A 13,905-nucleotide genomic window follows, 5' to 3' on the forward strand; every position below is an offset into this window, starting at 1 on the left:
GCTGTTCAGGCGGCAAAGAATCCGACATCGGCCTTGCGTGTCAGTAAGCCCAGGCGAGCCAGCATGTCCGATGCGGTGATGATGGTGGCCTGCACCTTGGGATCGCTCGCCGCGCCGTAGGACATCTTGAAGCGGCCAGACTCGCGCGCGATTTTCAGCGTATCGGCATCGATCATGGTGCGCGCAGCATGTTTCGTAGCGACGGCATCGAATTCCGTGTCGATGATCTTCACGCATTCGGCGACGGCGGCATTGAACCTTGGCGCCATGCCGGACGCGACCATTTCCTTGCGCACGTTGACGCAAAAATACGGCAGATCGGACCCGATTTTGTCGCGGAAGGATTTGCCTGCGTTGAAGATGACGTCGATGTCCTTGCGCTTCCGCATTCCCGACGAAATCATCGGCTCCCATGCCACCGCGGCATCGGCACGATCGGCAATCACCAGCGTCACGCCCTGCGCTGGATTGTCGGCATTCTGCACCTGCGCCACCGTCTCAATGTCCTCGCCGGCGAGTTCCTTGATGATGGCGCGCGTCATCCGGTACACGCCGGACTGCTGCGGCGCCGCAATCATCTTGCCTTTCAATGCCGTGATCGATTGCGGCCCGGCTTTGGTGGCGACGATACCGATCATGTCGGCGGTCATCAGCGTGCACAGCAACTGGCAGGGCACTCCGGCCTGATAACGCGTCAGAACGGGATCCCAGCTTGCGATGATAACATCGGATGAACCCGCGACGAAATCGTTGAACAGCGTGCCGATCGAGGCGTTGAGCACAGGTTCGCCGAGTCTGAAGCCGTTCTTCTCGTCGAGCTTGCGGTCGCGGATCACGTCGTAGAACACCGTGGTGAATCCGGGCGTCACGGTGGCGCACTTGATCACCGGCAAATCCCGTGCGCACAGAATCTTCGGGCTTAGCGCCACGAATGCGCCGGCGGACAAGGCGCCGCCCATCAGGGCACGGCGGCTTGGATGCGAATGTCGATCAGTGGTCCTGGCCATCTTGATTGCCTCCCAGAGCATTCTCGATCTGCGATCTGTAGTCGTCGCGTATTTTCTCATCGGTGCGCGCCAGCGTCATCGACAGTTCGAGCATGATTCGCGCGCCCGGCCCCAAAACGATGACGCGGTCGGCCATTTCCAGCGCGTCGTCGATGCGGTGCGTGACCACGAGGCAGGTCTTGCCGAAATCGCGCGCCACATTGCAGAAATCCCGTCGCAGACTTTGCGAAGTGATGTGATCGAGTTGACTGAAGGATTCATCGAGCAAGATCAGCATGGGATCGACCGCCAGCGCGCGCGCCAGCGAGACGCGCTGCCGCATTCCGCCGGACAATTCGTGCGGATATTTGTCTTCGGCGCCCGCGAGATTGACGCGCGCCAGCCATTGCGCGGCTTTGGTCCGCGCGCTCTTGCGGTCTTCGCCGAGGATCAGCAAACCCAGCTCGACATTCTGCACGGCCGTGCGCCAAGGCAACAGCCGGTCGGCCTGAAAGCCGACCGCGAGCCGGCCCTTAAGCGCCTTGAACTGCCGGTAGGGGTCAAAGCCTGCCACCGAGACGCTGCCGCCGTCAGGCTGCGTCGTGCCCATGATCAGGTTAAGGACGGTGGTCTTGCCGGCGCCGGTGCGCCCCAGCAGCGTCACGACCTCGCCGTCGCGCACGTCAAGGCTCAAGTTCTCGATGACGCGATAGCCGCCGAGTTGCTTGCGCACCCCGCGCAGCGCGATCACCTGGCCGCCGTCGACCTGCGGAACATCGTTCAAAGCCAGCGCGCTCATCGAACCTCCGCCTTCGGCCGCCACGACAGCGCCAGCTTTTCGACGCCAGTGACCAGAAGCTGCAACGCGATGTTCAGCACGATCAAGAAGAACGTCCACGCCAGTACTTCGTCGATATGAAACGTCGATTGCGCAAGCCCCATGCGCGAGCCCACGCCCACGGCAGACGCCACCAATTCTGCGAAGATCACCATGCGCGTGGCGTAACCGATCACCGATTTCGTGGTCATCAGGATATAAGGCACGATATGCGGCATGATCAGGTAACGCAGCGTCTGCGACTGCGACGGCCGGAAGCTCTCGATCATGTCGATCCAGTCCTTCGGCAGCGCGCGTATGCCGTCATAGACGCTCAACGTATAGAACGGCACAAGAATCATGATGAGGATGAAGAATATCCGCGTCTCCGGATTCTTGAACCAGAACACCGCGAGCAGAATCCACGACAACGCGGGAATACCCGTGTCGATAATGACGAGCGCACGAATGAACGGACGCAGCAGCGGCGAAATGCCCATGACTAGGCCGAGCAACACGCCTGCGACCAGCGAAAAGGCCAGCGCCACGCCGAGCCGCGTAAGCGTGATGAAGACGTGGGTGTAATCGGTATCGGCTAGCCGCAGAATTGCCTGCAGCACCGCCACGGGCGACGGCATGATGTAATCGGGCACATACCAGCTCGCAACGTCCATCGCGAAGATGAGAAGAACGACGACGATCACCGTGGCCGCGGTCTCCCGGACGGACACGTTGCCGACGAGGGATCTCCACAACGCCGGCTTCGGCGCAGCGCCGTCGCGATGCTCGGTAACCACTTCTGCGCGTTGCTCCAGTGACAAGAAGCCAGTTCCTCCCGTGCTCATAATCATACGAGCCGACCCATTCGGATCGCTTTTCTGACCTCAACTTAACATATTAAGTTGTGTCGTCAATGCCGCTTTGGCATAAGATATCTGCAATGCTTCGATCGAGAGGGCAGCACGTGACAGCCTCTGCGCGACCAGAGTCAAAAATCGAAACAGTCGAACGACGTGCGGAACGCGACGGCGACATTGCATCCATCCCGTTCGAGCGCGGTCTCCCCGTCAGCCTGCTGCGCGCACGCGAAGCTGTCATGTTTCATATGCGCCCCGTGCTACGCAGCTTCGGTACCACCGAACAGCAATGGCGCGTTTTGCGTTCGCTCGATATCGCCGAGCCCATGGACAAGACAACCTTGGCCGACCGCTCGACGTTGCTGATGCCTAGCCTCTTACGCATCCTGAAGGATCTGAAAGGGGAGAGTTTGATCCGTTTCGTCCGATCCACGAGCAATGCCCGCTTGAGCGGCGTCGCCCTGACGGCGAAGGGGGCAGCCCATGTGGCAACCGTGGCTGCCGCCATCCACGACAAAAGCCAAATCCTGAAGGCCACGATCGGAGAAGACACCGTCGAGCAGCTGCTGACGTTGTTGCGAGTCGTCGAAGTCCGCCTGACCGCCTTGCGGCAGCACCAGTCCGAGGTGCGCTAGACTGCCTTAAATCGAGGTTCGTTCAGTCGAGTGCTCCGTAAGCAATTCTTCTGGTTCATCTAAGGTCGCAGACCTCACGTCGGCACACCGCTAAGAAGCTGGCGGACACGTCGCAGGAGCATCCACGCAATGGCTCGTACCTACACCTTGCGATGAGGCTGAGACCACGAGAAGACAAAGGCCTCCCCGGCTGCAAGCTTGCAGTCGAGCAACCGGTAGCGATCGTAGACCGCGTCCGACGAAATATTCGGCCAATGCCAGTTTCATGCCCGCAGCCCCAAGGTCGCCGCGTCCGCGTGACGGCTTTGCAGCGCGGGGCCACCGACGCTGACGACAAACTCAAGCGGCTTTATCGGCTAATCGAGGACGGCATAACCAAAATGCACGATGTGCTGAAGGATCGCCTGAACTCGCTGAAGGCCGATCGAGACCGCGCCAAGGCCGCCCTCGAACGGGCGAAATCGCATTCATCGCAGGCCATCCGGATCGATCCCGCGCTGCTTGAGCAGTTCGGCCGCAGCGTGCGCGAGAACTTTACCTCCGGATCAATTCCGTTCCGCCAGGCGTATCTGCAATCCCTCATCGACGCGATCGAGGTCGATGACACCCAAATCCGGATCAAAGGCAGTAACGACGTGCTCGAAAGATCGGTCCTGGCCAGCGGAACGGGGCTGTTCCGAGTTCGCAGATCAATACTGAGTGGCGCTCCCTAGGGGAATCGAACCCCTGTTTCAGCCTTGAGAGGGCCAAATTATGGATCCGTCTTCGTCCGCCACCGTCCGCCAGTATTCAATGAATTCAATAGCTTAAACGTGCACGATACGGTATTGTTTGCCGATGTACATGATCGGATATTCAACGGATATTCGACGTAAAAATAAAACCGCGCGGCGAACGCTATGTCGAAGACACTCACCGAGGCTCAGATCACGACGGCTAAAGCGCGCTCCCGGCTCGAGCTTGGCGTGCATTGGCGTCGCCTCGATGCCGAAGCGCATCTGGGCTATCGCAAAGGAAATCGGGGTGGCGTTTGGCTTGTCCGCTGGCGCAATCACCACGAAGGCGGCAACTACAAACAGGCGCCAATCGGCATCACCAACGACATCAACGACAAGCCTGCCGACGGGATTCTGACCTTCGAACAGGCCGTCAGAATGGCTCGGGAGGCGGTAACTCGAGCCAGAACAGAAGCAGCGGCACAGGCGGCGGGCCCGGCTCCTACCGTGCGATCGGCCGTTGAATCCTACGTCAAGGAACGAGATGCTCGGGAAAGACGCCGAACAGGTCGCGACGTCCGATCCGACGCCGGTACGAAGCTGCGGCGCTACCTTCTCGGGCAAGAAAAGCGCGGCAATCAGGAAGCTGTGGAAGCTGCCCCTCTCGCATCGGTGCATCTGCATGCCTTGAATGAAGACGAATTGATAGCTTGGCGCGAGGGTTTGCCGGCGGACTTAAAGGTCACTACCAAGCAGCGGTTCGTCAATGACCTCAAGGCCGCACTAAATGCCGCGTGGCCGCGGCTTTCCGCAGATCGGAAGAACCTAAACCCAACGTTCCCCGCCATTGTGAAGGCCGGCTTCAGAGCCGAGCGGATCGATGATGACGATGATGTGCCCGTTGCTCGGGATAACCAGATTCTCACGGATGACGAGGTTGGCGCTATCCTTCAAGCGGTGTGCGAAGTCGATCAGGAGCAAGGATTTGATGGCGATCTATATCGGATCGTAGTGTGTCTGGCCGCGACCGGCGCGAGGTATGCTCAAGCTAGGCGAATGCGGGTAGGTGACGTACAGGTTTCGGCACGGCGTCTGATGGTGCCGGGCTCCTACAAGGGACGCGGCGGCAATAGCGGCTCGGACCCGGTCCCAGTGGGTGACGATGTGATTGAGGTGCTTTTGCCAGCAATCGCCGGGCGGCCAAGTGATTCGCTGCTTTTCGAGCGATGGATCCATGAACAGGAGCCGGGAGGTATCGCGTGGAAGAAGTCTAAACGCGGTCCGTGGAAGAGAGCCGAACTTGTGCGTCCCTGGAAGGCTGTTCGCGAGCGCGCCGGCATGCCGGAGGTGATTCCCTATGCTTTGCGGCACTCAAGCATCGTGCGCGGTCTCCGAAAGGGCTTGCCCATCCAACAGGTCGCAAAACTGCACAACACCTCAGTCAAAATGATAGAACGGCACTATGCGAAGTACATCGCGACCGCCTTAGAAGATCTCGCAAGAGCGGCAGTCGTGTCCCTGGTGCCGCGGAGCGAGGCAAACGTAGTGCCAATGACAAAACGCGCGTAAGGGATCATCCTGCGGCCTTGATCGAATACGTTCGTCTGATTGAACCGGCACCAGAAGCCCTACCCACGATCTTCAGTCAGGGGCTTTGTTGGAGAAATCTCCATATACATCTCCCGAGCACGATCCATCAGTGATCGACGCGTTCGCTGGTTCGCCCCACAGCGAGAATGTCAGCTTATCGCCCGGCAAAAAGCGGATGTTCGGAACAACCGCTCCGGCCGCGTGATAGCTCTGACCGTCAATTCTAAACATCGGCACCAGGGGAATCTCGATGTATTCCCCCAGAAAGCCGCCGCGGCATGTCGGCCAAGAATGACCTCGATCCCGCCATGGTTCGGATCTCTCAAGGTCACATCACATCGTGCTGAAGCTCCGGTCAGCTGGAATGACTTCATGTCCGATTGAAAATCGATCACGATTTCAACCGTTGGCTTTTCACGCGGCGCGGCCGGCGGAAGCGGAAGGTTGACGGCCCATGGCATGATAAAGTGATTACCCTGACGGTTGTCGTTCACTTGCCCGAAAGCCGAAGGGACCGCCATAGCCAAGACCCAGATCAGGACCAGCCAATATGGACGCCTTTTCATATTAATCACTCGTCCTATTAGGCAACTCTTTGACGCTCAATCATTGCGGCGCAAGCTGCTTGCCAAGAAAAATGCAGTCCCAATACATGCTATCTAGCCAGGCTTTCTCGTCCTGATCTCGCTCCCAGGACCATTGATTTCGGCCCTTTGACGGCCTTGCTGCGGAAGGGCAAAGCTGCAGGAGCAACGCCGTCGTCTGGGGCGTAACGCCATCGGCGAGATATTGGAAGAAGGGGTTTTGGGATTGCTTCATGATCAGCATTTCTCCCGCGCTATCGAGCTTTGGATCGTTTTTGAGCCCGAGGGTGCGGGCCAACAGCAATTGGACAGCGGCCAAATGCAAGGGGAATCCCGTGGTATTCACGGAGGCTGATCCGAGAACTTGTTCAGAAACGGATGGAAGCCAATCGCTGGGAAGGTGCAGTTGTCGAAGTATATCGGAGCAAAGACCGGCCTTCGATGATCCCACGAACTTTCCCGTTGCTTCCAAAAATGCGCAATCGCCTGGGCGAGCAGTACATCGCTTATCTGCATCGTCGGTACAAAACCGTACCCATCCCTTTACCAGACACTGGTCGCCAATTTTCGTGAGGCATGGACGATTCGCGTCGAGCCATTGGACCCACCGATCAAATGCGGTCAAATCCCTCGCCTTTGCTATGTAAAGCATCACGCCCAGCGCCTGGTCCGGCGAAAAGGAAACGTCTGCTCCCGGATGTGAGTCGTTGGTCCAGCCGATCCGGCGTGGTGATCGCCACCACCGACCGTCAGCCCCTTGCGCAAGGCGCACGGCGTCGCATCCGCGCTGATCGCCCGCTTGGCAAAGCAGGCCGTTGAAAAGCGTCATGTCCCCGTCGTCACAATGACTAGGATCACTTGACGAAAACTTTGAAGGAAACTCGCCTGGTGTCGCGGCGCATAGAAACGCCTGTGGCGGCTCCCACCATCGCAGGGCTTCGGATAAGTCGGTAGCGAAACTAGCGGAAATATTGAACGCTACGAAAAACTTGATAAAGGACCACACCAAGCGCGCACTACGATTTTTCATGGCGGCCCACATTTCGGTTTGGACAGTTGCTCTATCCAGCGCACTTCGCTATTGAGTCGCCTTGCCGAAGGCTCTCGTCGCACCAAGCACCGCATCCTTTTCGGCTTTAGACAACGAGTTCACTTGTTGATTGAGTGCAGGCACCTCGTTGCGTATCGTCAAGACGGCGTCCGTCAGCTTTTTCAGCGTGTCATATTGCGCCATGTAGTTCTTGAGCAATTGATCACCCGAAGATACGACCTGCGCCGCCGAGGTTACCCTGATTAAGGCTGCGACAAACTCCTTGCCGTCATTCGGGTTAGACCAGGCCGGCAATGCGGCTAGCGTTGCGTAGGATGATTTGCCTGACGCTACAATCTTGTTCCATTCATCGGGATGCGCCTGCCGCCAGGTTGCTATTGTTTGCGCTCCCCGATTGACCAGATCGTTGTCGGCGCTTGCCAGGGGTGTAGAGAGTGACTGTCCGATTAGAACGAGAGAATCAAGATCGAGAGCAACCGGCAACGGATCGGCGCACGATACGTTGACATATAGAGTTGCGAGTAAAACCAAAGCGCTTGTGACCAATTTACTCACGGTGCACTCCTCATCCACACTTCGAGCTTATAGGTGTCAATCGGCCTGCAAATTTGACCCCTCATCGGCGTCCAATTTTGACCCCTTCGTGCGGCGGGCTTTGCTGGTAGCGCTCGTCTCGTCGGAGCTGGCCGGGATAGCGGAGGCGAGACGAGCGCGGGTGGCGTGATCGTCGTCTCGGCTCTTGAACCGCCAACTATCGTTGCCGGTCTCGACAATGTCGCAGTGATGCGTCAATCGGTCGAGCAGCGCCGTGGTCATTTTGGCGTCGCCGAACACGCTCGGCCATTCGCCGAAGGCGAGATTGGTCGTCACGATGACGGAGGCGCGCTCATAGAGCCGGCTGACGAGGTGGAAGAGGAGCTGGCCACCGGACAGGGCGAAGGGCAAATAGCCGAGTTCATCCAGCACGATGAAGTCCATCCGGGTCAGATGCTCGGCGAGCCGTCCTTGCCGTCCGTTGCGGGTCTCGGTCTCGAGGCGATTGACGAGGTCGACTACGTTGAAGAAGCGGCCGCGGGCACCGGATCGGATGCAGCTTCTGGCGATAGCAATGGCCAGGTGGGTCTTCCCTGTGCCGGTGCCGCCAACCAGCACGACGTTGCGTTGTTGGGCGATGAAGCCGCCGCCAGCGAGATCATTGACGAGAGTCTGATTGATCGGCGTGCCGTCGAACTGGAAGTCGGCGATGTCCTTGGCAAGCGGCAGCTTGGCGATGGTGAGCTGGTACTTGATCGAGCGGGCCTGCTTCTCGTTGATCTCGGCGTTGAGCAGGTCGCCGACAATGCGCTGAGGTTCGTGCTGGCGCTTGACGGCAGTTGCCATGATCTCGTCGAAGGCAGCCTTCATGCCGTAGAGCTTGAGTTCGCCCATGAGGTCGAAGATTTGGGTTCGTTCCATCAGATGGTCCTCCGGAGGTTGTCGTAGCGGGCACAATCGGCAATCGGCGCATGACGGAGCGTCAGTGCGGCCGGCGTCATGATGTTGGCCGGTGGGGCGGGTTCACGTTGACGGGCCAGGATATTGAGCACGACATCGGCGGAATGGACGCCATGACCGAGCGCTTCGGCACAGGCCGCTTCCACCGCGGGCAGACCGTCAGTCAGCACCGCGTTGAGGATGTCGACCATCTGCCGATTGCCATCTTCGGTACTGGCAAGCTTGCGCCGGATCCGCTCGATCGCGGCCGGCAGCACCCAGTCTTTGAAGGGAGCACCGTTGCGCAAGGCGCCGGGTTTGCGGGCGAGCACCGGCACATAATGCCACGGGTCGTAGACGGTATCGCCGCGGCCAAAGGATCGCGGGTGCTCGGCAACGATGCGTCCATCCTGACGGATCACGATGCGATCGGCATAGGCTTGAACTTCGACCGGCCGTCCGACTGCGCTGGCTGCGACCGAGTACTTGTTGTTGTCGAAGCGCACCAGGCAGGTCTTCGAGACCGATGCCGTCACCGCATGGAAGCCGTCGAAGCGGCCGGCATAGGGAACGAGTTTGGGGCGTTCGGCTTCGAACGCCTCCCAGATCGTCTGATCGACCAGCTCCGGATGGCGATGAGCCTTGGCATAGGCGATGCATTTGTCGAGCAGCCAGGCGTTTAACTCGTCGAGGTTTTTGAACCGCAGCCGCGGCGTGAAGAAGCGCTCCCGAACCAGCCCGACCTGGTTCTCGACCTGCCCCTTCTCCCAGCCCGACGCCGGCGTGCAGGCGACTGGATCGACCAGATAGTGGCTGCACATCTGCAGGAAGCGGCGATTGTAGAGACGCCCTTTACCGACGAAGATCGTCTCTACGGCGGTCTTCATGTTGTCGTAGATGCCGCGGGTGCAGGTGCCTTTGAACAGGGCGAACGCCCGGTCGTGGGCGTCGAACACCATCTCCTGCGTCTCCCGCGGATAGGCCCGCACGAACAGCATGCGGCTGTGACAGAGCCGGACATGGGCGGCCTTCACCATCACCGTGGTCCCGCTCAGCAAGACCACCTCGTGGCTCCAGTCGAACTGGTAGGCTTCGCCTGGGGCAAAGCTCAGCGGGACATAAGCCGCCGCGGTCGATTGCCCGCGTTCTTTGCTCCACCGCCTGGCGTAACGCCGCACGGCATCGTAACCGCCGTCGTAGCCGCGGCCGCGCAGCTCTTCGAAGATCCGGATCAACGTCAGCTGTTCACGAGCCGATTTGGCCGCGTTCGCCGCCAGCAATCCGTCAAGCTCTACTGCCCATCGTCCCAGCTTTGGCCGCGGCTGCACCGACCGCTCGTACTCGAACGAGGTCTCTCCCGACCTCAGCACCTTCCGGACCGTGTTCCGCGACACCTTCAGGTCACGGGCGATCTCCTTGATCGTCTTGCCTTTGATGAAGTGCTCGCGCCGTATGCGCGCAATCGTCTCCACAACCAGCATCCCCAACCACCTGCTTTAGCCCAAAGCAGGTGGCGCAATAGCCCAGTGGTGGGGGTCAATTTTGGACGCCGAACCCCCGGCTTAGGGGGCAATATTGCAGGCCGAATGACAGTATGATAACAGCGGCGCGCCGATTGCGGCTGCGCCAGTCCCGATAAAGTGACGTCGGCTCAAACCACGTGACATGCGATCCCCTCAAGTGGGCCTCCGCCCTGTTATGGTTGCATCTGGCCGACATGGTACGGCGGCCAGCTTTTTTGATATGTAGTTCGAATTCTAAGGCGTACTCGGTGGCATCGCTCATTCATGCAAATAGGCCGCCTGAAGCGTCGCACTAGTGGCTATTTCACCTGCCGGTCCCCCGGTCACGACGCGACCATTCTGGAGCACGTACGCCTGATCAGAAATCTCTAGAGCGCGTTCCACCATCTGCTCGACCAGCAAGATGGCTACGCCGGACCGGCGCAGATTGACGATTGCATCGAGCACCTGATCGACAAACACGGGGGCAAGCCCGAGCGACGGCTCATCCAGCATCAAAAGCTTCGGCTCCCGCATCATGGCCTGCGCGATCGCCAGCATTTGTTGTTGTCCACCCGAGAGAGCGCCTGCGGCTTCGCCCCTCTTGTTGTGCAGAATTGGAAAAAGCGCATGCGCCCGATCTAGGCGTCGACGAAGCTCGATCTGAGAGACACCCAAGCCGTAGCATCCAAGCTGAAGATTGTCGGATACGGTCTGCGTCCGGAAGAGGCGGCGGCCCTCCGCAACATGAAGAAGGCCTCGGGAGACGATGACGTTCGGTCGGACGCCTGTGATGTCGCCCCCATCAAACCGGATTGTGCCCGATACCGGCTTGATAAGACCGGAGATTGCGCGAAGAACGGTAGACTTCCCCGCACCGTTACGGCCGACCAGCGCCACGATCGTGGCCGGTAAGACCTCGAGGGAGACGGCACCGAGGACATCGATGTGACCGTACCCCGCGTCGATGCTTTCGACCGACAGGAGCGCGGCGGCGGATGTCGAAGGGATCATCACTCCATCACCTTTTGCTTCAGGGCCCTGTCGCCCATGTAGGCGCGCAGCACGCGTTCGTCCTTGAAAACCGAGCCGGGTGGCCCGGAGGCCAGCACCGAACCGCGGTCAAGCACGGTGACATGGCTGGCGATGCTCGCGACCAAGTCAAGATGATGCTCGACCAGCACGACCGTCGCGCCGAGCTTTCGGATCCGCGTCAGCAGATGATCGAGCTTGTCGAGTTCCGTCATCGACAACCCGGCGGCGGGTTCGTCGAGCAGGATGAGTCGCGCCGAGCCCATCATCGCCCGTGCCAGCTCTATCAATCGCTGCTGGCCATGAGGCACCTCGCCCGCGGCATCACCTGCCCGGTCCGCGATACCGACGAAGTCCAAGTAATCCAGCGCTTCCCAACGCAGCCGCCGGGCTTCGGCGCGCGCGTTCGGAAGACCCAGGGCAATACTCGGCAAGCCGGCCCGCTCCCGCCGGTAGCCGCCCAGCATGACGTTCTCGATCACCGTCAGATCGTTGAGCAGACGCGGCGTCTGGAACGTGCGCCCGATCCCAAGCACGGCGATCTTCTGGGCGGCCATTCCGACCGCATCTGTATCGCCGATCCGGATCTGCCCCGCGTCGGCGCGATAGAAGCCGCTGACCAGATTGAGTAGCGTCGTCTTGCCGGAGCCGTTCGGGCCGACGATGGCGCAGCAAGTTCCGGCCGCCGCGGTAAGATTCACGCCGTCGAGGGCAACCACGCCCCCGAACCTTTTACGCAGGTCACGGGTCTCGATCGCGAGACCGTCGATCGGCGGGTGCTTGGTGTCAACCTGCCGGACGATTGCGACCGAAGGGCGGCCTGGTTTGGCCACCAGCCGCCAAGCCCGGCTGAGCGCGCCGACCAAGCCATTCGGAGCGGACAGCATGAGAGTTAGCAGCATGCAGCCGTAGATCACCATCCGCCAACCCTGAAGCTCGGCCAGCAGTTCGGGGATCAGGAAGAACACCAAGGCACCGACCACGGGACCCCACAAGGTGCCGAGACCGCCGAGAACGACTGTGAGCAGGAAGAAGGTGGAGAAGTCGGCTGTGAAGTCGTCCGGCGTGACCACCGTTTTCTGGACCGCGAAGTAGGCTCCCGCGAGACCGGCCAGAGCCGCGGCGATGACGAACGCCAGCAATTTGGTACGCTGCGGAAAGGCGCCGACGGCGAGTGCGGCCTCCTCCACGTCGCGCACCGCAATGAAGGCACGGCCGAAGCGCGAATGGACGATGTTGCGCACGACGAGAAACACCGCGAACGCCGTCCCGGCGACGAGTAGATAGACCTGCTTCGGGCCAAGCTCTTGGCCGAACAGATTCGGCGGCGGCACGCCGATGACGCCGGCGAAGCCTTTGGTCAAGCCACGCCATTCCACAATCATCTGTGCGAAGACAAGCGCGAAGGCAAGCGTGATGAACGCGAAGTACCACGTCGAGAGACGGAACGCCGGCAAAGCTGTCAAGATCCCCAACGTCGCCGCGAGGACGACGCCAACCATAGCCGCTGTCCAGAACGACCAGTGATGATCGACAGTCAACAGCGCGACCGCATAAGCGCCGATCGCAACGAAGGCTGCGTGACCGAGCGAGACCTGGCCGGCATATCCGGCAAGCAGGTTCAAGCCGATCGCGGCGATGATGTAGATGCCAAGCTGGGTCGCCACGAACAGCGCATAGGAGTCGGCGCTGACGAACAGCGGCAGCAGGAGAGCCGCGCCGATAAACGCAAGCTGAACAGCGATGGGAAGAACGCGGATGATGCGCAATGCCATCGTCACACTCTCCGTTGAAACGGCTGGCCGAACAGGCCATGAGGGCGCAGCAGCAGGAGCGCCAGCACGACTGCGAAAATCACCGCCTCTTGATAGGCCGGCGACAGCAACGCGGCACCGCAGGCCTCGGCCATGCCGATCAGATATCCAGCCAGCAGCGCACCACGGTTATTGCCAATCGAACCGACCGCGGCGGCAGCGAAACCCTTGAGGAGCAATGCAGGCCCAAGCTCGATCGACGCATACAGCAGCGGAGCGGCCAGGATACCGGTCAGTCCGGCGACGGCGCCACCAAGAAAGAAAGACCAACGGCTGAGTCGACTGGGATCGATACCGCGCAGAAGCGCCGCCTCGCGATCTTCCGCTACAGCCAAGATCGCCTTGCCCTGAAGTGTGCGATAGGCACTTTCGACGACGGCTACCAGGAGGATAGCCACCGTGATGACGGCGGCCTGATACGAACTAATATGCATCCCGGCGAACTGAAACGTATTCATGGCCAGGGGTGCGGGTGGCCGCACTTGAATCGGATCGGGCCCCCACACCCGCCCGACCAGATTCGAGACGATCAACGAGACGGCAAGTGTGGTGATAATCCAAGCCGTGCTATGTTGTGCTTTGGCAAGAATCGGCGCAACCGCGATCCGCTCTTCCAGAAGCCCAAACAAGCCGATCACCACGAGCGTCAGAACGCAGGCCGCGAGCCAGGGAATACCGGCCAAGGTCGTCGCGGTGGCGAACATCATCGCGCCAAGCATAACCAGTTCGCCTTGCGCGAAATTGAAGACATTCGTCGGCCGGTACATGATATTGAAGCTGACGGCGACGAGCGCGTACAGACTTCCCGCTGTGATACCGCGTGCAATGACGTCCAGATCCATTGTCCG

General features: G+C 60.1%; 12 protein-coding genes and 1 pseudogene. 3 read left to right on the forward strand and 10 right to left on the reverse strand.

Going from position 1 to position 13,905, the window contains the following annotated elements; all coding sequences use genetic code 11:
• Window positions 1-5: 5 nt before the first annotated feature.
• The 3 genes from CWS35_RS36255 to CWS35_RS36265 are packed head-to-tail and all read right to left on the reverse strand — an operon-like array spanning window position 6 to window position 2,654.
• Window positions 6-1,007 carry an ABC transporter substrate-binding protein gene (locus CWS35_RS36255; protein WP_157817335.1) on the reverse strand — a complete coding sequence of 334 codons (1,002 nt, stop codon included), beginning with the start codon at window positions 1,005-1,007 and terminating at the stop codon, window positions 6-8.
• Window positions 991-1,809, reverse strand: a complete 819-nt coding sequence (locus CWS35_RS36260; protein WP_245438796.1) for an ABC transporter ATP-binding protein — start codon at window positions 1,807-1,809, stop codon at window positions 991-993. Before CWS35_RS36260 ends, CWS35_RS36255 begins: the two co-directional genes overlap by 17 nt.
• Window positions 1,782-2,654 carry an ABC transporter permease gene (locus CWS35_RS36265; protein WP_245438797.1) on the reverse strand — a complete coding sequence of 291 codons (873 nt, stop codon included), beginning with the start codon at window positions 2,652-2,654 and terminating at the stop codon, window positions 1,782-1,784. Before CWS35_RS36265 ends, CWS35_RS36260 begins: the two co-directional genes overlap by 28 nt.
• 113 nt (window positions 2,655-2,767) lie before the next feature.
• Here CWS35_RS36265 and CWS35_RS36270 point away from each other — a divergent pair, with 113 nt between their 5' ends.
• The 3 genes from CWS35_RS36270 (at window position 2,768) to CWS35_RS36280 (ending at window position 5,580) form a co-directional block, all read left to right on the forward strand.
• Window positions 2,768-3,295: a MarR family transcriptional regulator gene (locus CWS35_RS36270; RefSeq protein ID WP_210202751.1), complete on the forward strand. Its 528-nt coding sequence runs from the start codon at window positions 2,768-2,770 to the stop codon at window positions 3,293-3,295.
• Between the two features lie 296 nt (window positions 3,296-3,591).
• Window positions 3,592-4,008, forward strand: coding sequence for a hypothetical protein (locus tag CWS35_RS36275; protein WP_157817337.1), 417 nt, complete (start codon window positions 3,592-3,594; stop codon window positions 4,006-4,008).
• Window positions 4,009-4,194: 186 nt separating this feature from the next.
• Entirely contained in the window at window positions 4,195-5,580 is a 1,386-nt protein-coding gene (locus tag CWS35_RS36280; RefSeq protein WP_100955816.1) for a tyrosine-type recombinase/integrase, read from the forward strand.
• A gap of 627 nt (window positions 5,581-6,207) precedes the next feature.
• Here CWS35_RS36280 and CWS35_RS39320 read toward each other — a convergent pair.
• The 7 genes and pseudogenes from CWS35_RS39320 to CWS35_RS36315 all read right to left on the reverse strand — a co-directional run bounded on the left by CWS35_RS39320 (window position 6,208) and on the right by CWS35_RS36315 (window position 13,899).
• Window positions 6,208-7,215, reverse strand: coding sequence for a hypothetical protein (locus tag CWS35_RS39320; protein WP_157817338.1), 1,008 nt, complete (start codon window positions 7,213-7,215; stop codon window positions 6,208-6,210).
• Between the two features lie 48 nt (window positions 7,216-7,263).
• Window positions 7,264-7,791, reverse strand: coding sequence for a hypothetical protein (locus CWS35_RS39325; protein ID WP_157817339.1), 528 nt, complete (start codon window positions 7,789-7,791; stop codon window positions 7,264-7,266).
• A gap of 36 nt (window positions 7,792-7,827) precedes the next feature.
• Window positions 7,828-8,691: an IS21-like element helper ATPase IstB gene (gene istB, locus CWS35_RS36295; protein ID WP_100952425.1), complete on the reverse strand. Its 864-nt coding sequence runs from the start codon at window positions 8,689-8,691 to the stop codon at window positions 7,828-7,830.
• Window positions 8,692-8,699: 8 nt separating this feature from the next.
• Window positions 8,700-10,190: pseudogene (gene istA, locus CWS35_RS36300) on the reverse strand (IS21 family transposase); the annotation flags it as partial.
• A 300-nt stretch (window positions 10,191-10,490) separates the two neighbouring features.
• Complete coding sequence (locus CWS35_RS36305) at window positions 10,491-11,225, reverse strand: ABC transporter ATP-binding protein (protein ID WP_100955819.1); 735 nt, start codon at window positions 11,223-11,225, stop codon at window positions 10,491-10,493.
• The gene (locus tag CWS35_RS36310) at window positions 11,225-13,018 is read right to left on the reverse strand and encodes an ATP-binding cassette domain-containing protein (RefSeq protein WP_100955820.1); all 1,794 of its coding nucleotides are present in this window, start codon (window positions 13,016-13,018) and stop codon (window positions 11,225-11,227) included. The genes CWS35_RS36305 and CWS35_RS36310 overlap by 1 nt, the downstream gene beginning before the upstream one ends.
• 2 nt (window positions 13,019-13,020) lie before the next feature.
• The gene (locus tag CWS35_RS36315; protein ID WP_100955821.1) at window positions 13,021-13,899 is read right to left on the reverse strand and encodes a branched-chain amino acid ABC transporter permease; all 879 of its coding nucleotides are present in this window, start codon (window positions 13,897-13,899) and stop codon (window positions 13,021-13,023) included.
• Window positions 13,900-13,905 lie beyond the last annotated feature (6 nt).

Origin of the sequence: Bradyrhizobium sp. SK17 (genome assembly GCF_002831585.1) — a bacterium.
GTDB lineage: Bacteria > Pseudomonadota > Alphaproteobacteria > Rhizobiales > Xanthobacteraceae > Bradyrhizobium.